This window comes from Kocuria sp. BT304 (assembly GCF_003290245.1).
Classification (GTDB): domain Bacteria; phylum Actinomycetota; class Actinomycetes; order Actinomycetales; family Micrococcaceae; genus Kocuria; species Kocuria rhizophila_A.
Genome location: NZ_CP030039.1, coordinates 1,225,208 through 1,251,452 on the forward strand (window position 1 = coordinate 1,225,208; position 26,245 = coordinate 1,251,452).

Below are 26,245 nucleotides of genomic sequence, written 5' to 3' on the forward strand. Positions count from 1 at the left end.
GATGAGCCGACACACTCTTTCCGTTCTGGTGGAGGACAAGCCGGGCGTGCTGACCCGGGTGGCCGGGCTCTTCGCCCGCCGCGCCTTCAACATCCACTCGCTCGCCGTGGGCCCCACGGAGCTGCCCGGGATCTCCCGGATCACCGTGGTGGTGGACGCGGACGGCGAGCTGCTGGAGCAGGTGACCAAGCAGCTGAACAAGCTGGTCAACGTGATCAAGATCGTGGAGCTGGCTCCGGAGGCCTCCGTGCAGCGGGACCACATCATGGTCAAGGTCCGTGCAGACGCCTCCACCCGGCTGCAGGTCACGCAGGCCGCGGACCTGTTCCGCGCCACCATCGTGGACGTCTCCACCGAGTCCGTGGTGATCGAGTCCACGGGCTCCCGGGACAAGATCCACGCGCTGCTCGATGTCCTGGAGCCCTTCGGCATCCGGGAGATTGTCCGGGCCGGCACGGTGGCCCTGGGCCGCGGCCCCAAGTCCATGTCCGACCGCGCCCTGCGGCACTGACCCACCGCCCGTTCGCGCCGGCGAACGGGCCCACGAGACCCGGCCGCGGTGCCCGTCCGACGGCGCCGCGGCCCGCAAGAACCCCACCCGCTACCCAAGGAGACAGAGCAAGCTCATGGCAAAGATCTACTACAACGACGACGCCGACCTCTCGATCATCCAGAACCGCTCCGTGGCGATCATCGGCTACGGCTCCCAGGGCCACGCGCACGCCCTGAACCTGCGCGACTCCGGCGTGGACGTCCGCATCGGGCTCAACGAGGGCTCGAAATCCCGCGCCAAGGCCGAGGCCGAGGGGCTGCAGGTGATGAGCATCGCGGAGGCCGCCAAAGAGGCGGACGTGATCATGATCCTGACCCCGGACCAGGTCCAGGCGCAGGTCTACGAGGAGTCCATCAAGGACAACCTGGAGGAGGGCGACGCGATCTTCTTCGCCCACGGCTTCAACATCCGCTTCGGCTACATCGAGGCGCCCCAGGGCGTGGACGTGGCCATGGTGGCTCCCAAGGGCCCGGGCCACACCGTGCGCCGCGAGTTCGAGGCCGGGCGCGGTGTGCCGGACCTGGTGGCCGTGGAGGTCGACGCCTCCGGCAACGCTCTGCAGCTCGCCCTGTCCTACGCCAAGGGCATCGGCGGCACCCGCGCCGGCGTGATCGAGACCACCTTCACCGAGGAGACCGAGTCGGACCTCTTCGGTGAGCAGGCCGTGCTGTGCGGCGGCATGTCCCACCTGGTCCAGTACGGCTTCGAGGTCCTGACCGAGGCCGGCTACCAGCCCGAGATCGCGTACTTCGAGGTGCTCCACGAACTCAAGCTGATCGTGGACCTGATGGTCGAGGGCGGCATTGCCAAGCAGCGCTGGTCCATCTCGGACACCGCCGAGTACGGCGACTACGTCTCCGGCCCCCGCGTGATCGACCCCTCCGTGAAGGAGCGCATGCAGGAGGTCCTCGCGGACATCCAGAACGGCGCCTTCGCGGACCGCTTCATGAAGGACCAGGCCTCCGGCGCCAAGGAGTTCAAGGAGCTGCGCGCCAAGGAGGAGAAGCACCCCATCGAGACCACGGGCCGCAAGCTGCGCTCGCTGTTCGCGTGGGAGCAGACGGACGCCGACTACACCGAGGGCACCGCCGCGCGCTGATCCGCGCCCGCGTGACCCGTCGCCCGCGGCGGCGGGTCAGGCCACACCCCACGACGACGCCGCGGTGCGCCTCCCACGGGACGCGCACCGCGGCGTCGTCGTACCCGGCGTAGTCGAACGCGGTGGCGCCGAACCCAGGGGTGTCGAAAGCGGTGGCGCCGGGTCCGGCGCTGGCGCGCAGCGGAGCAGCGGGCGGGGAGGACGGGCGCGTGTCGATAGAGTGGAGGGGTGACTGAGCAGACCCCCTTCTACGCGACCACGGCCATCTCCTACCCGAACGGGGCGCCGCACATCGGCCACGCCTACGAGCACATTGCGGCGGACACCCTGGTGCGCTTCAAGCGCCTCGACGGTTTCGCCACCCGGTTCCAGACCGGCACCGACGAGCACGGCCAGAAGATGCAGCAGACCGCGGAGAAGCTGGGCGTCACCCCGCGCGAGCTCGCGGACACCAACTCGCAGCGCTTCCGCGTGATGGACGACGAGCTGCAGATCGGCTACGACCGCTTCATCCGCACCACGGACGAGGACCACTATGCCGCGTCCCAGGAGCTGTGGCGGCGGATGGCGGCGAACGGTGACATCTACCTGGACACCTACGCCGGGTGGTACTCCGTGCGGGACGAGGCCTACTACGCCGAGGACGAGACCGAAGTGCGCGCGGACGGGCAGCGCTACTCGATCGGCACCGGCACGGAGCTGACCTGGACCGAGGAGGAGAGCTACTTCTTCCGGCTCTCCCGCTACCAGGACCGCCTGCTGGAGCTGTACCGCACGGACTTCGTGCAGCCCGAGACCCGCTCGCACGAGATCGCGTCCTTCGTGGGCGGGGGACTGCAGGACCTCTCGATCTCGCGCACCACCTTCGACTGGGGCGTGCCCGTGCCGGGCAACCCGGACCACGTGATGTACGTGTGGGTGGACGCCCTGACCAACTACCTCACCGGGCTGGGCTTCCCGGACACGGACGCACCCCTGTTCCGCGAGTTCTGGCCCGCGTCCGTGCACCTGATCGGCAAGGACATCGCCCGCTTCCACGCCGTGTACTGGCCGGCGTTCCTGATGTCCGCGGGGATCGAGCTGCCCCGGAAGGTCTTCGCCCACGGCTTCCTGTTCAACCAGGGCGAGAAGATGTCCAAGTCCGTGGGCAACGTGATCGACCCCCACGCCATGGTCGAGGAGTACGGGCTGGACCAGCTCCGGTTCTTCCTGCTGCGCGAGGTGCCCTTCGGTCAGGACGGCAACTACTCGCACGACGCGATCGCCGGGCGCATCAACTCGGACCTCGCCAACGACCTCGGCAACCTGGCCCAGCGCAGCCTGTCGATGGTCGCCAAGAACCTGGGCGGCGAGGTCCCCGAGCCCGGGGAGTTCACCGCGGAGGACCTCGCGATGCTCGCCCAGGCCGAGGACGTGGTGGCCGAGTACCGGTCCGCGTTCGAGGCTCTCGCCTTCCACCGCGGGCTGGAGTCCGTGTGGCGTGTGATCGCCTCCGCCAACCGCTACTTCACGGCGCAGGAGCCGTGGGTGCTGCGCAAGACCGATCCCGAGCGCATGGCCACGGTGCTGTACGTGACCGCGGAGGTGCTGCGCATCGTGGCCGTGCTCGTGCAGCCGGTGATGCCCGGTTCCATGGCCCGCCTGCTGGAGCAGCTGGGCCAGCCCGAGGGCGAGGCACGGATGTTCTCCGCCCTGGGCACGCGCCTGGCTCCCGGCACGGTGCTGCCCAAGCCCAGCGGTGTGTTCCCGCGCTACGAGGAGCCGGCGGCGCTCGCGGACTGAGCCTCGCTCGCGGTCCCAGCTCTGCGCACCTCCGAACCCTGCGTGGGGTGGGGCAGCCTGCGGGCGGTCCGAACTCCACGCGGGGACGGGATCCAGCCGATCGCCATGGAGGAGGGCCTCGGCGAGCGGTCCGAACTCTGCGCGTGGACGGGGCCGTGCCCGCGCGCGGCACCGCATCCATGGACGGCACCGCATCCGCAGGTGCCGCGTCCGCGCAGCGCGAGCGGGCGTCGTCGTCAACCCGGCGGGGCATCTGAGGGTCCCCCCCCCCCGGGACCGCCCTGCCGTCTCACCATGCGGAACGAGCGTTCATCATGTGGATGTTCGGTGCATCACGGCCCTAGCCTGGGCGCATGAGTGAAACCACCGCAGCCGAGAGTCCCCGCAGCCACTCCATCGCCGTCCTGCCCGGGGACGGGATCGGCCCGGAGGTGGTGGCCGAGGCCGTCAAGGTGCTCGATGCCGTGACCGCACCCGCGGGTGTCACGCTGGAGAGGACCGAGTACCCACTGGGGGCCGAGCACTGGCTGGCCACGGGCGAGGTGCTCGACGTCGACACCATGGAACGGCTGCGCGCCCACGACGCGATCCTCTTCGGAGCCGTGGGTGCCGCCCCCAACGACAAGCGGGTGCCCTCCGGGATCCTCGAGCGGGACCTGCTGCTGAAGCTGCGCTTCGGCTTCGACCATTTCATCAACCTGCGCCCGGCCACCCTCTACCCGGGGACCACGAGTCCGCTCGCCGAGCCCGGGGACATCGACTTCGTGGTGGTCCGCGAGGGCACCGAGGGGCTGTACGCGGGCAACGGTGGAACCCTGCGCACCGGCACCGAGCACGAGATCGCCACGGAGGTCTCCGTGAACACGGCCCACGGCGTCCGCCGCCTGGTGCGCTACGCGTTCGAGCTGGCGCAAAGCCGGGACCGGAAGAAGCTCACGCTCGTGCACAAGCACAACGTGCTGGTCAACGCGGGCCGCCTCTACCAGCGCACGGTCGACGAGATCGGGCAGCATTACCCGGACGTCACGGTGGACTACATGCACATCGACGCCGCCACGATCTTCATGACCACGAACCCGGCGCGGTTCGACGTGATCGTCACCGACAACCTCTTCGGGGACATCCTCACGGACCAGGCCGGCGCGGTCACGGGCGGAATCGGTCTCGCGCCCAGCGGCAACATCAACGCGGAGCGCACCGCGCCGTCCATGTTCGAGCCCGTCCACGGCTCGGCCCCGGACATCGCCGGGACCGGCACCGCCCAGCCCACCGCGGCCATCCTGGCCGGGGCCATGATGCTTGAGCACCTGGGCCACCCGGAGCTCGCCGCGCGCATCGACCGCGCCGTCCGCGAGGACCTGCGCGAGCACGGCACCACCGCGCGGTCCACCTCCCAGGTGGGGGACGACGTGGTGGCGCGCCTGGGCGCGTAGCTGTCCGGCGCGAACCCCGCCGCCCTGCATACTGGTGAGACACACGTCACGTCCGCGCCGTCACCCCGGCTCGCGGACACAGCAACCCGCTCGAAGGAGAACCACCGTGAGCACAGAATTCGTCAGGCAGCTCAACCCGCACCCCGCGACCGACGAGGTGCGTGAGGCCGTCCTGCAGAACCCGGGCTTCGGCAAGTTCTTCACGGACCACATGATCTGCATCGACTGGCAGGGTGACGTGCAGCAGGGCACGGGCCGCTGGGACAACGCCCGGCTGCAGCCCTACGGCCCGCTCAGCCTGGACCCTTCCACCTCCGTGCTGCACTACGGCCAGGAGATCTTCGAGGGTCTCAAGGCGTACCGCCACGAGGACGGCTCCGTGTGGACCTTCCGCCCCGAGGCCAACGCGGCGCGCCTGAACCGCTCCGCCCAGCGCCTGGCCCTGCCCGCGCTGCCGGAGGAGACCTTCGTGGACGCGATCCGCGAGCTCGTGTCCCAGGACCGGAAGTGGGTGCCGTCCGGGGACGGCGAGTCCCTCTACCTGCGCCCGTTCATGATCGGCACCGAGCCGTTCCTGGGGGTGCGCCCCTCCAAGGAGGCGCTATTCTCCGTGATCGCGTCCCCGGCGGGCAACTACTTCGGCACGGTGGAGCCCGTGGACATCTGGCTCTCCGGGACGTACGCCCGGGCGGGCAGGGGCGGAACGGGTGCCGCCAAGTGCGGAGGCAACTACGCGGCGTCGCTGATCGCCCAGATGGAGGGCGACGCCCACGGCTGCAGCCAGGTGCTGTTCCTTGACGAGCAGCGCGGGGGAGCGGTCGAGGAGCTCGGCGGCATGAACGTGTTCTTCGTCTTCGACGACGGTCGCCTGGTCACGCCCGAGCTCACCGGCACCATCCTGGAGGGCATCACCCGCGACTCCGTCATCCAGATCGCCAAGGACCGCGGACTGCAGGTCGAGGAGCGTGCGTTCACCCTGGACGAGTGGCGCGAGGGCAAGAGCTCCGGGCACCTCACCGAGGTCTTCGCGTGCGGCACCGCCGCCGTGATCGCCCCGGTGCGCCGGCTGCTGAGCCACGACGAGGTGATCGGCTCCGAGGACGAGAAGCCCGGTGAGGTGTCCATGGCCATCCGTCAGCAGCTGCTGGACGTGCAGACCGGCCGGGCCGAGGACACCCACGGCTGGCTGACCCGCCTGGTCTGAGTCGAACCCGCCTCCGGGCCCGCGCCGGCCCTGGACCCTGCAGCCGCCCCCGGTCCGCCGTGAACGGACCGGGGGCGGCTGTGTAGCCTGTGTGCATGCGCATCGCACGGTTCACACACGACAACGAGATCCACTACGGCACCGTCCACGGGGAGCCCGGGCAGGAGACCCTGCGCTACCTCTCGGGGGACCCGTTCTACGTGGGGGTCCAGGAGCTCGAACGCACCGTGGCGGTCTCCGAGGCCCGGCTGCTGGCCCCGGTGATCCCGCGCTCCAAGATCGTGTGCGTGGGCCGCAACTACGCCGAGCACGCGGCCGAGATGGGCAACGACGTCCCCACCCGGCCCCTGCTGTTCTTCAAGCCCAACACCGCCGTCTCCGGCCCGGGGGACCCGGTCACGCTGCCGGCGTGGACCGAGGAGGTCTCCTACGAGGCCGAGCTGGCCGTGGTGATCGGGCGCATGTGCAAGGACGTGCCCGTGGAGCGCGTGCCCGAGGTCGTCTTCGGCTACACGGCCGCGAACGACCTCACCGCCCGCGACGCCCAGCGCAGCGACGGGCAGTGGGCCCGGGCCAAGGGCTTCGACGGCGCGTGCCCGCTGGGCCCGTGGGTGGAGACCGAGCTGGACACCTCCGCGCTGTCCGTGCGCTCGTCCGTGAACGGTGAGCTCAAGCAGGACGGCAGCACCCAGGACATGATCTTCGACGTCCCCACACTGGTCTCCTACGTGTCCGAGGCGTTCACGCTGCTGCCCGGGGACGTGATCCTCACCGGGACCCCGGCCGGGGTGGGCACCGTGGACGAGGGGGACCGGCTCTCGGTGCAGATCGAGGGGATCGGCGAGCTCACCACCGTACTGCGCCGGTAGCATCCGCCCGGGGCCACGGGTGCGCTACCCGTAGAATGGGCTCATCATGACTGACGACGCCTCCACTCTGCACCCCACCGTCCCCGCCGATGCACCCGTGCGCGTGCGCTTCTGCCCGTCACCCACGGGCACCCCGCACGTGGGTCTGATCCGCACCGCCCTGTTCAACTGGGCGTGGGCCCGCCACACGGGCGGCACCCTGGTTTTCCGCATCGAGGACACCGACCCCGCCCGCGACTCCGAGGAGAGCTTCCAGCAGATCCTCGACGCCCTGGACTGGCTCGGGATCACGTGGGACGAGGGCGTGAACGTGGGTGGACCCCACGAGCCGTACCGCCAGTCCCAGCGCGGCGAGATCTACCAGGACGTCCTGGCGAAGCTCGTGGACAGCGGGTACGTCTACGAGGACTTCTCCACCCCGGACGAAGTCGAGCAGCGCCACCGCGCCAAGGGTGAGGACCCCAAGCGCGGCTACGACAACTACGACCGCGACCTCACGGACGAGCAGAAGGCCGCGTTCCGCGCCGAGGGCCGCCAGCCCGTGCTGCGGCTGCGCATGCCGGACGAGGACATCTCCTTCACGGACCTCGTGCGCGGGGAGATCACGTTCAAGGCCGGCTCCGTGCCGGACTTCGTGGTGGCCCGGGCCAACGGCAAGCCACTGTACACGCTGGTGAACCCGGTGGACGACGCCCTCATGGGAATCACCCAGGTGCTGCGCGGGGAGGACCTGCTCTCCTCCACCCCGCGCCAGATCGCGCTCTACCGCGCGCTCGTGGCCATCGGTGTGGCCGAGTTCATCCCCGAGTTCGGACACCTGCCGTACGTGATGGGGGAGGGCAACAAGAAGCTGTCCAAGCGGGATCCCGAGTCCAACCTGTTCCACCACCGGGACAACGGCTTCATCCCCGAGGGCCTGCTCAACTACCTCGCGCTGCTGGGCTGGTCCCTGTCCGCGGACGAGGACATCTTCACGGTCGAGCAGCTCGTGGCGAACTTCGACATCCACGACGTGCTGGCCAACCCCGCCCGCTTCGACGTGAAGAAGGCCACAGCCATCAACGGCACCCACGTGCGCATGCTGGACCCGCAGGACTTCCGCGACCGGCTGGTCCCGTACCTGCGCGCCGCCGGCCTCGTGGGAGAGACCCTCACCCCGCGTGAGAACGAGATCCTGGACCGTGCGGCCCCGCTCGTCCAGGAGCGCATGAACCTGCTGGGGGAGACGGAGGGTCTGCTGGGCTTCCTGTTCCGCGGCGACGACGAGATCGTGGTGGCCCCCGACGCCGCCAAGCAGCTCAAGGACAGCGCCCCCGAGGTGCTCGACGCCGCCCTGGCCGCGCTGGAGCCCCTCGACGACTTCACGGCGGAGGCCATCGAGACCGCCCTGCGCGAGGCCATCGTGGACGGCCTGGGCATCAAGCCCCGACTGGCCTTCGGCCCCGTGCGCACCGCGGTGTCCGGCCAGCGGATCTCCCCGCCGCTCTTCGAGTCCCTCGAGATCCTGGGACGGGAGTCCTCGCTCGCCCGCATCGCCGCCCTGCGCGCCGAGCTCGCCGCGAACTGAGGCACCCCACGCCGCCCGCCCGCCGTCGTGGAGGGCTCCCGGTTCGCGCCGGGACCTCTCCACGGCGGCGGGTTTGGCACCCGAGCCCCGAGTGGGTATAGTTGTTGCTCGTTGCGCGGCACCGCGAGAGCCCGCCGGGCAGCAGAACCATTGGGATATGGTGTAATTGGCAACACAACGGTTTCTGGTACCGTCATTCTAGGTTCGAGTCCTGGTATCCCAGCGCTTCACAGAACACGGCGTTCACGCCGATTCTGGTGTCAGCACGGTTGGTCCTCCGGTCACCACGGTGAAATTGGACCACAACAGCGTTGATGTTACTGTTTGGTGCGTCAACGCGGGTCAGGACGAGGAACGTCGTCCAGACCATCGGAGAAAGTACACGGCCCCATCGTATAGCGGCCTAGTACGCCGCCCTCTCACGGCGGTAACGCGGGTTCGAATCCCGCTGGGGTCACGCAGTGAAAGCCCCGGTTTCCTCGGAAGCCGGGGCTTTTCGCATGCCCGGGGTTTTTCACACGGTCGGGCCCCGAGCGCGCCGGATCCTCGCCGCGCGGGCCCACTTCGCACGCGCCCAGACCGCACGCGCCCGGACCGCCCGGGCCCGTGCTGTTCGAACCCGCACCGCGTGGCCCCCAGGCCGCCCGACGTCGCGCGCACACCGCGCGGCACACCCAGTGAGGGTGAGCCCTGGCACAATGACCGTGTGAACACCGAGACCCCTTCCACCGTGCCGCTGCTCGACGCGCTCCAGGACACCCGGGACCTGCTGCGGGCCACCACGCTGCCCCTGGCCACGGCCAGTGCACCGCAGCAGCGCGAGGACGCCGCACGCGCGGTGGCCCAGCTGGAGGACTACGTGCTCCCGCGCGTGCGCTCCCTGGACGCGCCCCTGCTGGCCGTGGTGGGCGGTTCCACCGGCGCGGGCAAGTCCACGCTGGTCAACGCCCTGGTGGGCCACCCCGTGACCCGTTCCGGCGCCATCCGCCCCACCACCCGCCGGCCGCTTCTGATCCACCACCCCCGTGACGCGGGTGCGTTCACCACGCAGCGCGTGCTGCCGCACCTCGCGCGCGTCCGCGGCACCCTGACGGACTCCGCACAGACGCCGGCGGGCACCGCACCCGGCGGGGGTCCCGTGGAGGACACCGGGTCCCTCGTGCTGCTGCGGGACGAGAGCATCCCCGAGGGGCTCGCCATCCTGGACGCCCCGGACGTGGACTCCGTCTCCGACGACAACCGGGCGCTCGCGGCGCAGCTGCTCTCCGCTGCGGACCTGTGGCTGTTCGTGACCACGGCCAACCGCTACGCCGATGCCGTGCCGTGGCAGCTGCTGCGCAGCGCGGCGGGGCGCGACATCACCGTGGCGGTCGTGCTGGACCGGGTCCAGGCGGCGTCGGCGGCGGAGATCGAGGAGGACCTGCGGCGCATGCTGGGCGCGGAGGGTCTGGGAGACGCGCCCGTCTTCGTGGTCCAGGAGTCCCCGCTCAACGAGCTGGGCATGCTGCCGCGGGCCGCGGTGGAACCCCTGCGGGACTGGCTCGCGACGCTCGGTGCGGACGCGCCCGCCCGCTCGGAGATCGCCGCCCGCACCCTGGGCGGTGCGGTGCGCGAGCTCGCGCACGTCACCGAGCGCACCGCCGAGGCGGCCGCCGCCCAGCAGCGCACGGAGGAGCACCTGCGGCGGGAGGTCACCACGTCCTTCGACGAGGCCCTGCGCGCGGTGGTCGACTCCACGCGCGACGGCACCCTGCTGCGCGGCGAGGTCCTCGCCCGCTGGCAGGACTTCGTGGGCACCGGCGAGTTCTTCCGCGGTCTCGAGGCCGGGATCGGCCGGGCCCGGGACCGGATGACCGCGTTCTTCACGGGCAGGCCCGCACCCGAGGTGCGCGTGGAGGAGGCCATCGAGACGGGCCTTCAGGCCGTGATCGTGGAGAGCACGGCGCGGGCCGCGGAGCTCACCGAGCGGCGCTGGCGGGACGAGCCCGCGGGACAGGTGCTGCTCGCGGGCCGGGACGTGGCCGCACTGCCGCCGGAGTTCCCGGCGGACGTGGCGGAGAGCATCCGGGCGTGGCAGTCCGACGTGATGCTCATGATCCAGCAGGAGGGCGCCGGCAAGCGCACGCGCGCCCGCGCGATGTCCCTGGGCGTCAACGCGCTGGCGGTGATCCTGATGATCGCCGTGTTCTCCACCACCGGCGGGCTCACGGGGCTCGAGGTGGGCATCGCGGGAGGCTCCGGGGTGCTGGGCACCAAGCTGCTCGAGGCGGTGTTCGGCGAGGACGCCGTGCGGCGCATGAGCGAGCAGGCGCGCGGCAACCTCGAGACCCGCATCCGCGCGCTGCTGGAGCGCCGGGCCCGGATGTTCCTGGACACCGTGGACGAGCTCGGTGAGCACCCCTCCGCGGAGCAGCTGCGCGCCGCGGCCGAGCGCGTGCGCCGGGAGAGTGAGGCCCTGTGAGCCCCCGGGCGCGCGGCGCGGCCTCGCTCTCCGAACGGATCACCGGCCTCGCCCAGGCCACCGAGATCGCGCAGGGCCGGCTGGACGACGCCGCGGTCCAGCAGGCGCGCCAGGTGCTGCACCGCGCGGGGGAGCGCCGCGCCCTGTCCGCGGACCACACGGTGGTGGGCTTCTTCGGGGCCACCGGCTCCGGCAAGTCCAGCCTCTTCAACGCCGTGGTGGGCCAGGACCTCGCCCGCACCGCGGTGCGGCGGCCCACCACCTCGTCGCCCCTGGCCGCCGTGTGGGGGGACGAGGGCAGCCGCCCGCTGCTCGACTGGCTGGACGTCGCGGACCGCCACGTGGTGGGCCCGGCGCTGAGCGTGGCCACCGGGCGCGGCCGCCGTGCCGGGACGGCCACCGGCGGTCTGGTGCTGCTGGACCTGCCGGACTTCGACTCCGTGACCCGCGAGCACCGAGACATCGTCCAGCGCATGGTGGGGCTCGTGGACGTGGTCGTGTGGGTCGTGGACCCGCAGAAGTACGCGGACGCGGTGCTGCACCAGGACTTCGTGCAGCCGCTGTCCCGCCACGGCGCCGTGACCATGGTGGTGCTCAACCAGGCGGACCGCCTCGCCCCGGCCGACGTCCCCTCCGTGCTGGGATCGCTGCGCGAGCTGCTGGCCCAGGACGGGCTGCCCGCGACCGGCCCCAGCGCTCCGGTGGCGGTCTCCGCGCGCACGGGGGACGGGGTGGCCGAGCTGCGGGGACGGATCCACGAGGTCGCGGCCGGGCGCGCCGCCGCGGGAGCCCGGCTCGAGGCGGACGTGGTCCACGCGGCCGAGGAGCTGGCACGCGCCGCGGGCGAGGGCGATCCGCACGGGATCGACCCGGCGGCGAGCGAGCGCCTCACCAAGGGCCTCGCCCGTGCCGCGGGCATCGACATGGTGGCCGACGCCGCCGCGCGCTCCTACCGGCTGCGCGCGGGCAGGCACACGGGGTGGATCGCCACGCGCTGGCTCTCCCGGTTCCGCAAGGACCCGCTCAAGCGGCTGCACATCGAGAGCCACGACAAGTTCGCGGACCCGGGCGTGCACCGCACGTCCCTGCCGCCCATGAACGCGTCCCAGAAGGCCGCGGCGGACTCCGCCGTGCGGGGTTTCGCGGACGAGGTCTCCCGCGGTGCGGGGGAGCCGTGGCGGCGCAGCGTGCGCGGTGCGGCGCGGCGCCACGAGCAGCGCCTGCCCGATGCGCTGGACCAGGCGGTGGCTCGCACCAGGTTCTCGGCCCGCAGCGCCTCGTGGTGGTGGATCGCCGTGGACGTGCTGCAGTGGCTGGCCATGGCCGTCACGGTGCTGGGTCTGCTGTGGCTGCTGGGGCTGTTCCTCGCCGACTACTTCCAGCTCCAGCTCCCGCCGCCCCCCACGGTGGAGGGCTTCCCGCTGCCCGTGCCCACGCTCATGGTCGCGGCGGGTGTGGCGCTCGCCCTGTTCCTGGCGCTCACGGGCGCGGTGCTCGCCTCGCTGGCCTCCCGGGCGCGAGCGCGCACGGTACGACGCCGCCTGCTGCGCTCCGTGCGGGAGACCGCCCACGCGGAGGTCGAGGTGCCGGTTGAGCACGAGCTCGCCGCCCACCGGGAGTTCACCGCGGGGCTCGAGCGGGCGGCGTCGTCCGTGGCCTGAGAGCGGCGTGCGGGACGGGCGGCGGGCTCACGCGGCGCTGACCCGCACCGCCTCCGTGAGCTGGCGCGCGGCCTGGACCACCACGTCCGCGTGCTTCTGGCCGGGCTGCTTGGACAGCCGCTCGATGGGCCCGGAGATCGAGACCGCCGCGATCACCCGCCCCGACGGGCCCCGCACCGGGGCGGAGACCGAGGCGATGCCGGCCTCGCGCTCGCCGATCGACTGGGCCCAGCCCCGGCGCCGGACCCCGGCGAGCGTGGTGGCCGAGAACCGGGCGTGCTGCAGTCCCTCGATCAGCCGCGCGTGGTCCTCCCACGCCACGAGCACCTGCGCCGCCGAGCCTGCCTTCATGGACAGCTGCGTGCCCACGGGGATGGTGTCCCGCAGCCCGATGGGGCGCTCGGCCGAGGCCACGCACACGCGCCACTCGCCCTGCCGCCGGAACACCTGGGAGGACTCACCCGTGCTGTCCCGCAGCTGCAGCAGCACGGGCGCGGCGGCCGAGATCAGGCGGTCCTCGCCCGCGGCGGAGGCGAGCTCCACCAGGCGGGAGCCCAGCACGAAGCGGCCCTGCACGTCCCGGCCCACGAAACGGTGGTGGGCCAGCGCCACGGCGAGGCGGTGCGCGGTGGGCCGGGACAGGCCCGTGGCGTCCACGAGGTCCGCGAGGGAGGCCGGACCGGCCTCGAGGGCGTCCAGGATCAGGGAGGCCTTGTCGATCACCCCCACCCCGGAGGAGGAGTGCGAGGACTTCTCGCTGAGCCGTGAGCCGGTGCCGTGGCCGCCCAGGGGCGAGCCCAGGGGGGCACCGGTCGGGTCGATCGCATGCGGCGTGTCCATGCTTTGATACTGCAGTCTCAAAATGCGAGAAGCAAGTCCCCGGGGTGGCGCACGCGCCGCGCACTCGTGACGATGGTCCTCACGAGCCCGCGCACCCCGCGGACCCACCTCGCCCTCGGCAGGGCAGCCATGCACGAGCAGGAGTGATGAGATGAGCACCACCACGCAGACGGCCGCACCGCGCACGCTCGCGCAGAAGGTGTGGGACGACCACCTGGTCCGCCGCGGCGAGGGCGGACACCCGGACCTGCTCTACATCGACCTCCACCTGCTCCACGAGGTCACCAGCCCCCAGGCGTTCGAGGGGCTGCGCCTGGCCGGGCGCGGACTGCGCCGCACGGACCTCACGATCGCCACGGAGGACCACAACACCCCCACGGAGGACATCTTCTCCACCATCGCGGACGAGACCTCCCGCAAGCAGATCGAGACGCTGCGCCGCAACTGCGAGGAGTTCGGCGTGCGGCTGCACTCCCTCGGTGACGCCGAGCAGGGCATCGTGCACGTGGTGGGCCCCCAGTTGGGGCTGACCCAGCCCGGGATGACCGTGGTGTGCGGTGACTCCCACACCTCCACGCACGGCGCGTTCGGGGCGCTTGCGTTCGGCATCGGCACCTCCGAGGTGGAGCACGTGATGGCCACCCAGACGCTGCCGCTGGCCCCGTTCAAGACCATGGCCATCACGGTGGAGGGCACCCTCAAGCCGGGGGTGAGCTCCAAGGACATCATCCTGGCCGTGATCGCCAAGATCGGCACGGGCGGGGGACAGGGCTACGTGCTGGAGTACCGGGGCTCGGCCATCCGCTCGCTGTCGATGGAGGCACGGATGACCATGTGCAACATGTCCATCGAGGCCGGTGCCCGCGCCGGGATGATCGCTCCGGACCAGACCACGTTCGACTACGTGCAGGGCCGCCCCCACGCGCCGCAGGGCGAGGAGTGGGACGCCGCCGTGGAGTACTGGCGCGGGCTGCGCACGGACGAGGGCGCGCAGTTCGACCGCGAGGTGGTCATCGACGCGGACGAGCTCGAGCCGTTCGTCACGTGGGGAACCAACCCGGGTCAGGGCGTGCCGCTGTCCCGGGCCGTCCCCGACCCCGAGGACGCCGGGGACGACGACGCCAAGGACGCCGCCCGGCGGGCCCTGAGCTACATGGGGCTGCAGGCGGGGACCCCCATGAAGCAGATCCCCGTGGACACCGTGTTCCTGGGCTCGTGCACCAACTCGCGGATCGAGGACCTGCGGGCCGCGGCCGAGATCCTCAAGGGCCGTTCCAAGGCGGAGACCGTGCGCATGATGGTGGTCCCGGGCTCCGCCAAGGTGCGGCTGCAGGCCGAGGCCGAGGGGCTGGACCGGGTGTTCCGCGAGTTCGGCGCGGACTGGCGCTTCGCGGGCTGCTCGATGTGCCTGGGGATGAACCCGGACCAGCTCGCACCGGGGGAGCGCTGCGCCTCCACGTCCAACCGCAACTTCGAGGGCCGCCAGGGCAAGGGCGGGCGCACCCACCTGGTGTCCCCGGTGGTCGCCGCCGCCACGGCGGTGCGCGGCACGCTGAGCGCCCCCTCCGACCTCGACCCGGTGGCCTGAGCCGGCGCGCACGGCACCGCCGACGCCGCCGCACGGCCGCCGCAGCGTGTCACCGCACCCGGTCGACGCGCACCCCGCCAGCACCCCCGCGCGCACGCTCGCGCGCACCCGAAAGGACCCAGCATGGAGAAGTTCTCGACCCACTGCGGAGTGGGCGCACCCCTGAGGCAGTCCAACGTGGACACCGACCAGATCATCCCGGCCGTCTACCTCAAGAGGATCACCAAGACCGGCTTCGACGACGCCCTGTTCGCGGGCTGGCGCAGGGACCCGGAGTTCGTGCTCAACCGCCCCGAGTACGAGGGCGCCTCGGTGCTGGTGGCCGGCTCCGACTTCGGCACCGGCTCCTCCCGCGAGCACGCCGTGTGGGCCCTGCGGGACTACGGTTTCCGCGTGGTGATCTCCTCGCGCTTCGCGGACATCTTCCGCGGCAACTCGGGCAAGCAGGGGCTGCTGGCCGCCCAGGTGGAGCAGTCCGACGTGGAGCTGCTGTGGAAGCTCATGGAGGAGCAGCCGGGCGTGGAACTGGAGGTTGACCTCGAGTCCCGCACCGTGGCCTGCGGGGGTGTCAGCGTCCCGTTCCAGATCGACGACTACACCCGCTGGCGCCTCATGGAGGGCCTGGACGACATCGGGCTGACCCTGCAGCACGAGGAGGACATCGAGGCGTACGAGGGGGCTCGCCCGTCGTTCAAGCCCACGACCCTTCCCGCACGATCCTGAGCGGCGGCTGGACCGTGCACCCGTGCGGGCCGGTAGAATGTCGAGGTCCCGTGCGTGTTCCGCGCGCGGGAGCTCACTTCCCCCAGATCGGTAGGTCATGACTTCTTTGCGCATCACCGGCGGAGTTCCGCTGTCGGGTCAGGTGACGGTACGCGGCGCCAAGAACCTCGTCCCCAAGGCCATGGTCGCCGCGCTGCTCGGCTCCACCGCGTCCACGCTCGGCAACGTGCCGGAGATCAAGGACGTCAAGGTGGTCACGGACCTCCTGGCGCTGCACGGTGTGGAGGTCACCCGGGACGACGCCCTGGGCGAGCTCACGCTGGACCCCACCAACGTCACACGGGCCCGCCACGCGGACATCGACGCCCACGCCGGTGACTCGAGGATCCCCATCCTGCTGTGCGGTCCGCTGCTGCACGCTCTGGGCGAGGCGTTCATCCCCGACCTCGGCGGCTGCCGGATCGGCGACCGCCCCATCAACTACCACCTGGAGGTGCTGCGCAACTTCGGCGCCAAGGTGGAGAAGCTCGAGTCCGGGATCCGCATGAGCGCCCCGCACGGGCTGCAGGGCGCCAAGATCGACCTCCCGTACCCGTCCGTGGGCGCCACCGAGCAGGTGCTGCTCACCGCCACGCGCGCCGAGGGCCACACCGAGCTGCGCGGGGCGGCCACCGAGCCCGAGATCATGGACCTGATCGCCATCCTGCAGAAGATGGGTGCGCTCATCACGGTGCAGACGGACCGCGTGATCCGCATCGAGGGCGTTCCCGAGCTGCAGGGCTACGTGCACCGCGCCCTGCCGGACCGCATGGAGGCGGCCTCGTGGGGCTCGGCGGCCCTGGCCACCGGGGGCGACATCTTCGTGGCCGGCGCCAGGCAGGCGGACATGATGACCTTCCTCAACACCTTCCGCAAGGTGGGCGGCGGTCTGGACATCCGGGAGGACGGCATCCGCTTCTTCCACCCCGGTGGGGACCTCAACCCGCTGATCGTGGAGACGGACGTGCACCCCGGGTTCATGACCGACTGGCAGCAGCCCCTGGTGGTGGTGCTGACCCAGGCCAAGGGCGTGTCGATCGTGCACGAGACCGTGTACGAGAACCGCTTCGGCTTCACCCGTGCCCTGAATCGGATGGGTGCGGTGATCCAGGTGCACCGCGAGTGCCTGGGCTCCGTGCCGTGCCGCTTCGGGCAGCGCAACTTCCTGCACTCCGCCGTGATCTCCGGGCCCACCCCGCTGCACGCCGCGGACATCAACATCCCGGACCTGCGCGGCGGCTTCTCCCACCTGATCGCCGCGCTCTCCGCGGAGGGCGTGTCCACCGTGACCGGTGTGGAGCTCATCAAGCGCGGCTACGAGCACTTCACGGACAAGCTGAGCGGGCTGGGCGCGACCTTCGACGTCGCCGAGCGGTGAGTCCCGCCCCTACCCGTTCCCGGGCCCGCGCACCGCGGGCCCTCCCACGGGTCGTCCCCCGCGCGTGGGCGTCCCGCCGTGTCCGCGAACCGTCGCCCGAGGAGTGGTTGTCCGCATGAGCAGGACCTCCCAGCGATCCACGTTCCGCGTGATCGCCGCCATGGTGATCCCCGTCTACAGGTGTCTCGCGACACCGCGGTGGCGCGGGACCGAGAACGTCCCGGCCTCGGGGGGCTTCGTGGTGGTGGCCAACCACCTCACGGAGATCGACCCCATCACGGTGGCCTACCCGGTGTACAAGGCCGGGGTCATGCCGCGCTTCCTGGCCAAGGAGTCGCTGTTCCGCGTGCCCGTGCTCGGGGCGTTGCTGCGCCGGATCGGCCAGGTGCCCGTCTACCGGGGCACCTCGCGCGCCAAGGACTCCTTGACCGCCGCGTTCGAGGAGCTGCGCAGCGGCGGGGCGATCATCGTCTACCCCGAGGGCACCATCACCCGGGATCCGCGGATGTGGCCCATGCGCGGACGCACGGGGGCCGCCCGGCTCGCACTCCAGGCCGGGGTGCCCGTGGTGCCCGTGGCCCACTGGGGCGACCAGGAGATCCTCTACCGGGATCCGCAGGGCAAGCGCACCGTGGACCTCTTCCCGCCCAAGCGGGTGCACGGGATCATCGGGGCGCCGCTGGACGCCGAGGACCTCGTGCCCGGCGGGCTGCGCCACCCGGGCCACCCCTCGTCGGAGGAGCTCGCGCTCGCCACCTCCGCGATCATGGACGCGGTCGCGGGCCTGCTGGGTGAGCTGCGCAGCGAGCCCGCACCCCCGGAGCTGATGGACCCGCGGGGGCGGCGTGCGGCGTCGTCGTCGACCGGGGAGGACGCACCCGCGGAGGATCTCGGGGACGCCGGCGGAAGCGTGGCGCCGTGAGCGCCCCCGGACGGGGCCCGGCGAAGATCACGGTGCTGGGCGCCGGCTCGTGGGGCACCACGTTCGCCAAGGTGCTCGCCGACGCCGCCGTGGACGCCGGTGCCGAACGCACCGTGTGCCTGTGGGGCCGCAACCCGGAGGCCATGGCGGGCATGGCGCGCGAGCGGCGCAACGAGCGCTACGTGCCCGGGATCGAGCTGCCCGCGGCCCTGACGTACTCGAGCGAGCTGCCGGACGCCCTGCACGGCGCCGAGCTCGTGGTCGCCGCGATACCCGCGCAGTCGCTGCGCGCGCAGCTCGAGCTCGCGGCACCCCACGTGGCCCCGGACGCCGTGGTGCTGTCCCTGGCCAAGGGGCTGGAGTCCAGCACCGGGCTGCGGATGACCCAGGTGGTTGCCGAGGTGCTCGCGGAGGGCACGGGCGTCCCCGAGCTGGAGTGGGCGCGGCGCACGGGTGTGCTCTCCGGGCCCAACCTGGCCATGGAGATCGCCCGGGAGGAGCCCACGGCCTCCGTGGTGGCCGCCCCGGAGCACGGGACCGCGGCGTGGGTGGCCCGCTGCTGCGCCGCACCCTACTTCCGGCCGTACACCAACACCGACGTGGTGGGCACGGAGATCGGCGGTCTCGTGAAGAACGTGATCGCCCTGTGCGTGGGCATCTGCGACGGCCGCGGCTACGGGGACAACTCCAAGGCCTCCGTGATGACCCGCGGGCTCGCGGAGACCACCCGGCTCGCCCTCGCCCTGGGCGGGAGCACCGCCACGCTGTCCGGGCTCTCCGGCATGGGGGACCTCGTGGCCACGTGCTCGTCCTCCCTCTCGCGCAACCACACGGCCGGTAGGCTCCTGGGTTCGGGCCTGACCCTCGCGCAGGTGCAGGACGCCATGACCCAGACCGCCGAGGGCATCAAGTCCGCCCCGGCCGTGCTGGAGCTCGCGCGGCGCCACGGCGTGGACATGCCCATCACGGAGGCCGTGGTGGGGGTGCTGCGGGGTGAGGCCCCCGTGCACGAACTCGCCCCCCGACTGCTGGGTCGAGACCTGAAATCCGAAGGGAACCACGCATGAGCACCACCCACGAGACCCCGGAGGCCACGGCTGAGGGCGACAAGCCCTGCATCGCGGTGGTCTTCGGCGGCCGCTCGTCCGAGCACTCCATCTCGCTCATCACAGCCCGGTCCGTGCTGCGCGCGATCGACCGGGACCGCTGGGACGTGGTGAGCGTGGGGATCTCCACGGACGGTGCGTGGTTCCTGTGCTCCCAGGAGGAGCTCGAGGCGCTGCTGGACGATCAGCCCATGGCGCAGCTGCCCGTGGGCGTCCACCGCGTGAGTCTGCCGCTGCAGACCGGGGACAGCCGGCTGCTGATCCACGACACCTCCGAGCACGGGGCCCCGCTGTCCCGCGGGCGCCACATCGACGCCGTGTTCCCCCTGCTGCACGGGCCGTTCGGCGAGGACGGCACCCTGCAGGGCATGCTCGAGCTCGCGGACCTGCCCTACGTGGGCTGCGGTGTGGCCGCGTCCGCGATCGGGATGGACAAGCACTTCATGAAGCTCGCATTCCAGGCCGCTGGGCTGGAGGTGGGCCCGTACACCGTGGTGCACGACCGCACGTGGCGCACCGACCCGCTGGGTGTGCGCGAGGCCGTCGCTGAGCTGGGCTTCCCGGTGTTCGTCAAGCCCGCGCGTGCGGGCTCCTCCTTCGGCATCACCCGCGTGGACGAGCCCTCCCAGCTCGACGCCGCGATCGCCACCGCGCGCGAGCACGACCTCAAGCTCGTGGTCGAGGCCGGCATCGACGGGCGGGAGATCGAGTGCGCCGTGCTGGGCGGGCACGGCACGGACGAGGCACGGGCGTCCCTGCCCGGGGAGATCGAGGTGCACGGCCACGCCCTGTACGACTTCGAGGCCAAGTACGTGGAGTCCGACGGCGCCACGCTCTCGTGCCCGGCGCGGCTGCCGGAGCACGTGATCGACACGCTGCGCCGGGACGCCGTGCGCGCATTCCACGCCGTGGACGGCGAGGGGCTCTCCCGCTGCGACTTCTTCGTCACTGCGGACGAGCGGGTGCTCATCAACGAGATCAACACCATGCCCGGGTTCACCCCGATCTCCATGTACCCCCGCATGTGGGCGGCGTCCGGGATCGACTACAGCGCGCTGATCGACGAGCTCATCACCCTCGCGCTCGAACGGCCCGTGGGCCTGCGCTGAGCCGCGCCCCCGGTCGGGGGACCTGGGCCGGCGCATGTCGGTCCGCGCGGGCGCCGTGCGCCGCGAGCGCAACGGCGTACCAGGCTAGGGCTCAGGAGCGGCCCTGCTGGTCCAGGGTGTCCTTGACGGACTCGCACTGGCGGGTCTGGGCGATGTTCTGCACGGCCGATCCGGTGTCCACCAGCGCGGTGGAGGACGGCACACGGTCCCCGTCGAAGAGCACCTCCACGGCGGGGGAGCGGCCGTAGGTCACGGCACGCCACTGGTTCTTCTGGTCCGGGACCTCGGAGATCAGCCAGTCCACCCCGTTGACGTCGGTGCACGGCTGCGTGGTGGGCCCCGGTTCGGCCACGCCGCAGCGCACGATCATGGCCGAGGGGTCCCCGTACGCGGTGGTGCCCTGGCTCGAGGTCTCCCGCTGCGCCATCCCGCTGACGTCCGCGGGCATGGCCAGCATCACGGGCGCACAGTCCGGGTTGGCCCCGTCCGGCGCGCCGTCCACGGCCACGGCGGACCCGCACCCCGTGAGCACGAGCGCGCTCGTGAGGGCCGCCCCGCCCGCGGCCAGGCGGCGTCGTGCCCGGGAGGACGACGCCGCCCACCCGGCCATGCGCGACACGCCCCCTCGTCGCCCAGCCGTCGACGGGTGCGGCGCCTCCTCGGAGACGGTGGGCGCGGCGGACGGGACGGTGTGCGGGGGCGGCATGAGCATGGCCCCAGGATAGTTGACCGCGCCTGTCGCCACGGTGGGATCGGGGTGCGTGTGCGCGTCGGAACGGGTGGTTATGGTGCAGCCATGACGCACGAGCACGCGGGAGATCCGGGCCCCACGGTGTCCCAGGTGGGTGAGGGCAGATTGCTGGAGGCGTTCCTCCCGGTGGCGACCACCGAGGGTCCGCACGTGGCGGTCGGGCCGGGGGACGACTGCGCGGTGGTCGACACACCCGGGGGGCGCGTGGTGGTGACCACCGACACGCTCACCGTGGACCAGGACTTCCGGGCGGTGTGGCCGGACGGTGTGCGCACCACCGGTGCGGACCTGGGTCACAAGTGCGCGGCCCAGAACCTCGCGGACGTCGCGGCCATGGGGGCCGTTCCCACCGCCGTGGTCGTGTCCCTCACCATGCCCGGAGACACCCCGGTGGCCTGGGTCACCGACTTCGCGCGGGGTCTCTCGCGGGCCTTCGAGTCCCTGGGAGCCTGGGAGTGCGCGCTCGTGGGCGGGGACCTCGGCCGGGGTGCGGAGCTGTCCATCACGGCCACCGTGCTGGGGCGCTGCGAGACAGCGCCCGTGCTGCGCAGCGGGGCCGGAGCCGGGGGCGTGCTCGTGCACGCCGGGGTGCTGGGCCTCGCCGCGGCCGGTCTCGCCGTCCTCGAGGGGGCCGTCCCGGAGGCGTCGGGCGCCCTCACCGGCCCCGAACGACGCATGCTGGTGGAGGCGCAGCTGCGTCCGCAACCCCCCGTTCCCGCAGGGCCCGCTCTTGCCCGCGCGGGGGCCACGGCCATGCTCGACGTCTCGGACGGCCTGCTGCGGGACGCCCGCCGGATCGCCCGCGCCAGCGGTGTGCGCATCGACCTCGACCCGGACGCCCTGGCACCCGACGTCGCACGGCTGGCACGGGCCGCGGACGCCGCCGGGACGGACCCGTGGCAGTGGGTGCTCACGGGCGGGGAGGACCACGGCCTGCTCGCGGTGCTGCCTGTGGATTCCCGGCTGCCTCCCGGGGTCCGTGCGATAGGCTCGTGTGCGCCCGCCGGCCCCCCGGGGGCACCGCACGGCAGCGGCGGGCACCGGGGCGAGCAGCCCCGGGACGCGGCCTCCGGACCCGCCGTGACCGTTGCCGGGCGGAGCCCCGCGCAGTGGTTCGGACGCGACGTCGTTGAAGGATGGGATCACTTTGAGCCATAAGCCCGGCTCCTCAACCACCGAGGTGCGTGCGTGGCTCGACGCCGCGCACCGGGACCTGCGCCGCCACACGGACGTGCTGGACAACCTCAACGTGTTCCCCGTGGCGGACGCGGACACCGGGGCCAACCTCACCACCACCCTGGGCTGCGCCGCGCAGGCCGGGCACCTGATCGAGGGCCGGGACGTCGGGGAGCTGCTGCTCTACGCGGGTCAGGCCGCGCTCGAGGAGGCCCGCGGCAACTCCGGGATGCTCGCCGCGCTCACGCTCACCGCGCTGGGTGGCGCCGTGGAGGGCAGCTCCCGGCTCACCGCGGAGCAGCTCAGGGACGGCTTCACGGCCGCCCGGGTCAGGTGCTCCTCCGCGCTGACCGAGCCCGTGCCCGGCACCGTGATCTCGGTGCTCGAGGCCGCGGGCGAGGTTCCCGTGCCCGAGACCTCCGCGGACGGCTCCAACCAGCAGCTGGCGCAGTGGCTGGAGGACATGGTCACCGCCACCGCCCGCGCCGTGGTCCACACGGTCTCCCAGCTGCCCGTGCTCACCGAGCGCGGCACGGTGGACTCCGGGGCCCTGGGGATGCTCATCATCCTCACGGCCATGCGGCGCGAACTGGGCGGGGAGGACTCGGGCGCAGATCCCGTGGCGGAGATCATCCGGGACCACACCCACCCCCGCTCGGCCACGGCCTCCGCCCCCCAGGAGGGCTACGAGGTGATGGGCACCATGGACCTCTCCGCCCTGGACGCCGCGGAGCTGCGCCACGAGCTCGACGACGCCGGGCACAGTGTGATCGTCAGCGCGGTGGGCGAGCACGAGGTCGGCTACACGTGGCGGGTGCACGTGCACGTGGCGGACCCGGAGACGGCCCTCGAGCTGATGCGCGCCCGCGGGTCGGCCCGCAACGTCACGGTCACCACCCTCACGGCGGAGCCCCGGTGAGCTGCGCGAGCGCTGCCGGGGAGGCGGGGCTGCCGGCCTTCGCCGGGCTCCTGGACCAGCCGCTCACGCGCTGGATCCCGGGCACCTCCCCGCGCTCCACCGTGGCCCTGCTCGCCAAGGACCTCGGGATCACCACCGTGGGCCAGCTGCTGGACCACGCGCCGCGGCGCTACATCCACCGGGGCCGGATCCAGGCGCTCACGGAGCTCGTGGCGGGGGAGCGGACCTCGTTCGTGGCCCGGGTGGAGTCCTCCAGCACCCGCCGGATGCGCAGCGACCCCCGGCGCAGCCTCACTGACGTGGTGGTCGCGGACGACTCCGGGGCGCAGCTGAAGATCACGTTCTTCAACGCCTACTCCGCGCAGAAGGACCTCCCGGTGGGGTCCCTGGCCCTGTTCACGGGCAAGCCCGAGTTCTACCGGGGCGAGCTGTCCATGACGGGCGCGGACTACGCCCCCGTGGACACCCCCGACGCCGTGGCGGGGTCCACGTCCGAGAGCGGTGAGCTGCTGCCCATTCCGGTGTACCCGGAGGCCGGCAAGCTCACCACGCCGCGGATCGGCAAGGCCGTGCAGCAGCTGCTGCTCACCGTGGACCTGGACGGGCTCGAGGACCCGCTCTCCCCGCAGCTGCGCAAGGCGGAGGACCTGCCGCCCCTGGGCCGGGCCTACCGGGACCTGCACCTGCCCGAGACGGTCGAGGCCTACGAGCGGGCGCAGCGGCGGTTCCGCTTCCAGGAGGCCTTCGTGCTGCAGACCGAGCTCGTGCGCCGCCGTGCGGAGCACGCGTCCCACCCGGCGGATCCGCGTCCGCCGCGCGCGGACGGAATTCTCGCCCGTTTCGACGCGTCCCTGCCGTTCGAGCTCACCCCCGGGCAGCGCGAAGTGGGGGAGCAGATCTCCTCCGAGCTCGCCGGAACCGCCCCCATGAACCGGCTGCTGCAGGGTGACGTGGGGTCCGGCAAGACGGTGGTGGCCCTGCGGGCGATGCTGCAGGTGGTCGACAACGGCGGTCAGGCCGCCATGCTCGCTCCCACCGAGGTGCTCGCCACCCAGCACTACGAGAAGATCACCTCCGCGCTCGGGCCCCTCGCGGAACCCGGGGTGCTCGGCGGGGACCCTCGTGCCACCGGCGTCACCCTGCTCACGGGCAGCATGTCCGTGCCCGCCCGACGCAAGGCCCTGCTGGACATCGCGAGCGGGGCCTCCGGGATCGTGGTGGGCACCCACGCCCTGATCCAGGAGACGGTGCAGTTCGCGGATCTCGGGCTGGCCGTGGTGGACGAGCAGCACCGCTTCGGCGTGGAGCAGCGCGACGCCCTGCGGGGCAAGGCCGGCAGCACCCCGCACACGCTCGTGATGACCGCCACCCCCATTCCGCGCACCGTGGCCATGACCGTGTTCGGGGACCTGGACGTGTCCACCCTGCGCGAGCTGCCCGGGGGCCGCCGCCCCATCGCCACGCACGTGGTGGGCCTCGCGGAGCACGGGCCCTCGTGGGAACGCCGGGTCTGGACGCTCGCGGCGGAGCACGTCGCCGCCGGGCGGCAGGTCTACGTGGTGGCCCCCAAGATCGGCGACGACGCCGCCCTGCCGCCCTTCACGTCCCTGTGCGCTTCCCTGGAGGCCCAGCCGGAGGAGCCGGAACCCGCCACCGTTGCGTGGCTCGCGGAGCTCGTGGCGGCCCAGCCCGAACTGCGCTCCGCGCGGACCGCGGTGCTGCACGGGCGCCAGGACGCCGGGACCAAGGCCGAGACCATGGCGGCGTTCGACGCCGGGGAGATCGACGTGCTCGTGTCCACCACCGTGGTGGAGGTGGGCGTGGACGTGCCCAATGCCACGCTCATGGTGGTCGTGGACCCCGAGCGGTTCGGGATCTCCCAGCTCCACCAGCTGCGCGGCCGGATCGGGCGTGGTGAGCACGCGAGCACGTGCCTGCTGGTCACCCGCGTGGCGTCGGAGCACCCCGCCCGGGCCCGCCTGGACGCGGTGGCCGCCACCACGGACGGCTTCGAGCTCGCGGAGGCGGACCTGAAGCTGCGCAAGGAGGGGGACATCCTCGGGGCCTCGCAGTCCGGTGGCCGCTCCGGGCTGCGCTGGGTGGGTGCCCTGCGGGACGAGGCCCTCGTGGCCCGCGCCCGGGCCGCCGCGGAGGCCGTGGTCCGCGAGGACCCGCAGCTCACGGACCACCCCGTGCTGCGGGAGAGCATCGGGCGTGTGCTGGACGAGGACCGACAAGCATTTCTGGAGCGAGGATGACACGCATCATTGCCGGCCGCGCCGGAGGACAGCACCTCAAGGCCGTGCCGGGCTCGGCCACCCGGCCCACCACGGACCGCGTCAAGGAGTCCCTGTTCGGGCGGCTCGACGCGTGGGGGATGTGCGAGGACGCCCGCGTGCTGGACCTCTTCGCCGGCTCCGGGGCCCTCGGTCTGGAGGCCGCCAGCCGGGGAGCCGCCACGGTCACGCTCGTGGAGAAGGCCGGGGCCGCGGCCAGGGTGTGCCGGGAGAACGCGGCGCTGCTGGCGGCGTCGTGCCCCGGGACGAAGATCACCACCGTGCACGCCGGTGTCGCGGGCTACCTGGGCCGGGCCCCGTTCCACCGCTGGGACCTCGTGCTCGCGGATCCGCCGTACCCCCTGGAGAACGAGGAGCTCGTGCGGATGCTGTCCCTGCTCAGGGGACGGCTGGGCCCGGGCGGGGTGGTCGCGGTCGAGCGTTCCGCGCGCACCGAGGAGCCGGTGTGGCCGCGGGGCCTGCGGCGTTTCGAGAGCAGCGCGCACGGGGAGACCGTCATCTGGTACCTGGAGGCGGACGAGGAATCGGCCCCGGAGTCGGCCACGACGACCACGGAAGACGGGGCGGAGGACGAGGCCGCGCGCGGCTGACGGGCCGCCGACGGACAGGCACTGCCGCCCACGACCGGGGCTCCGCTGCAACCTTGGGGTGCGCACTGCGGGACCGTCTCCCGAGGCTGCAGGCATCGCCAGGCGGAGCGCCGCGGTGCTCACGCTCGATCTGGCGCGTGCTGCCCCGGCTGCTGTGGGGCCTAGACCCATGCCCCCG

At 72.4% G+C, this 26,245-nt stretch carries 21 protein-coding genes and 2 tRNA genes; 21 read left to right on the forward strand and 2 right to left on the reverse strand.

The genetic code is table 11. The features are described from left to right. Position 1 precedes the first annotated feature (1 nt). The 11 genes from ilvN to DNL27_RS05615 all read left to right on the forward strand — a co-directional run bounded on the left by ilvN (position 2) and on the right by DNL27_RS05615 (position 12,629). Positions 2-511 carry an acetolactate synthase small subunit gene (ilvN, locus tag DNL27_RS05565; RefSeq protein WP_012398090.1) on the forward strand — a complete coding sequence of 170 codons (510 nt, stop codon included), beginning with the start codon at positions 2-4 and terminating at the stop codon, positions 509-511. Between the two features lie 115 nt (positions 512-626). Further along, on the forward strand, positions 627-1,652 hold the full coding sequence (gene ilvC / locus DNL27_RS05570) for a ketol-acid reductoisomerase (protein ID WP_112234945.1): 1,026 nt from the start codon (positions 627-629) through the stop codon (positions 1,650-1,652). Between the two features lie 228 nt (positions 1,653-1,880). Then, on the forward strand, positions 1,881-3,434 hold the full coding sequence (gene metG, locus DNL27_RS05575) for a methionine--tRNA ligase (protein ID WP_112234946.1): 1,554 nt from the start codon (positions 1,881-1,883) through the stop codon (positions 3,432-3,434). A gap of 353 nt (positions 3,435-3,787) precedes the next feature. Then, entirely contained in the window at positions 3,788-4,867 is a 1,080-nt protein-coding gene (locus DNL27_RS05580; RefSeq protein ID WP_112234947.1) for a 3-isopropylmalate dehydrogenase, read from the forward strand. A 106-nt stretch (positions 4,868-4,973) separates the two neighbouring features. Further along, complete coding sequence (locus DNL27_RS05585) at positions 4,974-6,071, forward strand: branched-chain amino acid aminotransferase (RefSeq protein WP_112234948.1); 1,098 nt, start codon at positions 4,974-4,976, stop codon at positions 6,069-6,071. A 95-nt stretch (positions 6,072-6,166) separates the two neighbouring features. Next, the gene (locus tag DNL27_RS05590) at positions 6,167-6,940 is read left to right on the forward strand and encodes a fumarylacetoacetate hydrolase family protein (protein ID WP_112234949.1); all 774 of its coding nucleotides are present in this window, start codon (positions 6,167-6,169) and stop codon (positions 6,938-6,940) included. A gap of 46 nt (positions 6,941-6,986) precedes the next feature. Next, on the forward strand, positions 6,987-8,507 hold the full coding sequence (gltX, locus tag DNL27_RS05595; RefSeq protein ID WP_112234950.1) for a glutamate--tRNA ligase: 1,521 nt from the start codon (positions 6,987-6,989) through the stop codon (positions 8,505-8,507). A gap of 151 nt (positions 8,508-8,658) precedes the next feature. Next, positions 8,659-8,730 (forward strand) — tRNA-Gln (locus DNL27_RS05600). A gap of 161 nt (positions 8,731-8,891) precedes the next feature. Beyond that, positions 8,892-8,964 (forward strand) — tRNA-Glu (locus DNL27_RS05605). Between the two features lie 249 nt (positions 8,965-9,213). Continuing rightward, complete coding sequence (locus DNL27_RS05610; protein WP_112234951.1) at positions 9,214-10,968, forward strand: dynamin family protein; 1,755 nt, start codon at positions 9,214-9,216, stop codon at positions 10,966-10,968. After that, entirely contained in the window at positions 10,965-12,629 is a 1,665-nt protein-coding gene (locus DNL27_RS05615) for a GTPase (RefSeq protein ID WP_112234952.1), read from the forward strand. Before DNL27_RS05610 ends, DNL27_RS05615 begins: the two co-directional genes overlap by 4 nt. A gap of 27 nt (positions 12,630-12,656) precedes the next feature. On the opposite strand, the gene DNL27_RS05620 is transcribed toward DNL27_RS05615, so the two are convergent. Then, positions 12,657-13,469, reverse strand: a complete 813-nt coding sequence (locus DNL27_RS05620) for an IclR family transcriptional regulator (protein WP_112234953.1) — start codon at positions 13,467-13,469, stop codon at positions 12,657-12,659. A 151-nt stretch (positions 13,470-13,620) separates the two neighbouring features. Here DNL27_RS05620 and leuC point away from each other — a divergent pair, with 151 nt between their 5' ends. The 6 genes from leuC (at position 13,621) to DNL27_RS05650 (ending at position 20,334) form a co-directional block, all read left to right on the forward strand. Then, on the forward strand, positions 13,621-15,057 hold the full coding sequence (gene leuC / locus DNL27_RS05625) for a 3-isopropylmalate dehydratase large subunit (protein WP_112234954.1): 1,437 nt from the start codon (positions 13,621-13,623) through the stop codon (positions 15,055-15,057). Between the two features lie 123 nt (positions 15,058-15,180). After that, complete coding sequence (gene leuD / locus DNL27_RS05630) at positions 15,181-15,780, forward strand: 3-isopropylmalate dehydratase small subunit (protein ID WP_112234955.1); 600 nt, start codon at positions 15,181-15,183, stop codon at positions 15,778-15,780. A gap of 97 nt (positions 15,781-15,877) precedes the next feature. Then, the gene (gene murA / locus DNL27_RS05635) at positions 15,878-17,197 is read left to right on the forward strand and encodes a UDP-N-acetylglucosamine 1-carboxyvinyltransferase (RefSeq protein WP_012398102.1); all 1,320 of its coding nucleotides are present in this window, start codon (positions 15,878-15,880) and stop codon (positions 17,195-17,197) included. A gap of 115 nt (positions 17,198-17,312) precedes the next feature. Continuing rightward, positions 17,313-18,119: a 1-acyl-sn-glycerol-3-phosphate acyltransferase gene (locus DNL27_RS05640; protein WP_112234956.1), complete on the forward strand. Its 807-nt coding sequence runs from the start codon at positions 17,313-17,315 to the stop codon at positions 18,117-18,119. Continuing rightward, on the forward strand, positions 18,116-19,186 hold the full coding sequence (locus tag DNL27_RS05645; RefSeq protein WP_112234957.1) for an NAD(P)H-dependent glycerol-3-phosphate dehydrogenase: 1,071 nt from the start codon (positions 18,116-18,118) through the stop codon (positions 19,184-19,186). The genes DNL27_RS05640 and DNL27_RS05645 overlap by 4 nt, the downstream gene beginning before the upstream one ends. Next, positions 19,183-20,334 (forward strand): D-alanine--D-alanine ligase family protein, encoded by a 1,152-nt coding sequence (locus DNL27_RS05650; RefSeq protein WP_012398105.1) that lies wholly within the window; start codon positions 19,183-19,185, stop codon positions 20,332-20,334. Before DNL27_RS05645 ends, DNL27_RS05650 begins: the two co-directional genes overlap by 4 nt. A gap of 91 nt (positions 20,335-20,425) precedes the next feature. Here the strand turns inward: DNL27_RS05650 and DNL27_RS05655 are convergent, their stop codons facing one another. Continuing rightward, entirely contained in the window at positions 20,426-20,944 is a 519-nt protein-coding gene (locus DNL27_RS05655; protein WP_112235769.1) for a DUF3515 family protein, read from the reverse strand. 186 nt (positions 20,945-21,130) lie between these two features. Between DNL27_RS05655 and thiL the strand changes: the two genes are divergently transcribed. The 4 genes from thiL to DNL27_RS05675 are packed head-to-tail and all read left to right on the forward strand — an operon-like array spanning position 21,131 to position 26,067. Further along, entirely contained in the window at positions 21,131-22,243 is a 1,113-nt protein-coding gene (gene thiL, locus DNL27_RS05660; protein ID WP_012398107.1) for a thiamine-phosphate kinase, read from the forward strand. Next, on the forward strand, positions 22,233-23,180 hold the full coding sequence (locus DNL27_RS05665) for a DAK2 domain-containing protein (protein WP_112234958.1): 948 nt from the start codon (positions 22,233-22,235) through the stop codon (positions 23,178-23,180). The genes thiL and DNL27_RS05665 overlap by 11 nt, the downstream gene beginning before the upstream one ends. Then, positions 23,177-25,438, forward strand: a complete 2,262-nt coding sequence (locus tag DNL27_RS05670) for an ATP-dependent DNA helicase RecG (RefSeq protein ID WP_239494466.1) — start codon at positions 23,177-23,179, stop codon at positions 25,436-25,438. Before DNL27_RS05665 ends, DNL27_RS05670 begins: the two co-directional genes overlap by 4 nt. Further along, on the forward strand, positions 25,435-26,067 hold the full coding sequence (locus DNL27_RS05675; protein WP_012398110.1) for an RsmD family RNA methyltransferase: 633 nt from the start codon (positions 25,435-25,437) through the stop codon (positions 26,065-26,067). Before DNL27_RS05670 ends, DNL27_RS05675 begins: the two co-directional genes overlap by 4 nt. The last annotated feature ends 178 nt before the right edge of the window (positions 26,068-26,245 follow it).

Coding starts and splice junctions, on each gene's coding strand:
- DNL27_RS05580 (WP_112234947.1), top strand. CDS start 3,788: ATGAGTGAAACCACCGCAGCCGAGAGTCCCCGCAGCCACTCCATCGCC.
- DNL27_RS05675 (WP_012398110.1), top strand. CDS start 25,435: ATGACACGCATCATTGCCGGCCGCGCCGGAGGACAGCACCTCAAGGCC.
- ilvC (WP_112234945.1), top strand. CDS start 627: ATGGCAAAGATCTACTACAACGACGACGCCGACCTCTCGATCATCCAG.
- leuD (WP_112234955.1), top strand. CDS start 15,181: ATGGAGAAGTTCTCGACCCACTGCGGAGTGGGCGCACCCCTGAGGCAG.
- ilvN (WP_012398090.1), top strand. CDS start 2: ATGAGCCGACACACTCTTTCCGTTCTGGTGGAGGACAAGCCGGGCGTG.
- DNL27_RS05650 (WP_012398105.1), top strand. CDS start 19,183: ATGAGCACCACCCACGAGACCCCGGAGGCCACGGCTGAGGGCGACAAG.
- DNL27_RS05590 (WP_112234949.1), top strand. CDS start 6,167: ATGCGCATCGCACGGTTCACACACGACAACGAGATCCACTACGGCACC.
- leuC (WP_112234954.1), top strand. CDS start 13,621: ATGAGCACCACCACGCAGACGGCCGCACCGCGCACGCTCGCGCAGAAG.
- gltX (WP_112234950.1), top strand. CDS start 6,987: ATGACTGACGACGCCTCCACTCTGCACCCCACCGTCCCCGCCGATGCA.
- murA (WP_012398102.1), top strand. CDS start 15,878: ATGACTTCTTTGCGCATCACCGGCGGAGTTCCGCTGTCGGGTCAGGTG.
- DNL27_RS05655 (WP_112235769.1), bottom strand. CDS start 20,944: ATGGCCGGGTGGGCGGCGTCGTCCTCCCGGGCACGACGCCGCCTGGCC.
- thiL (WP_012398107.1), top strand. CDS start 21,131: ATGACGCACGAGCACGCGGGAGATCCGGGCCCCACGGTGTCCCAGGTG.
- DNL27_RS05640 (WP_112234956.1), top strand. CDS start 17,313: ATGAGCAGGACCTCCCAGCGATCCACGTTCCGCGTGATCGCCGCCATG.
- DNL27_RS05620 (WP_112234953.1), bottom strand. CDS start 13,469: ATGGACACGCCGCATGCGATCGACCCGACCGGTGCCCCCCTGGGCTCG.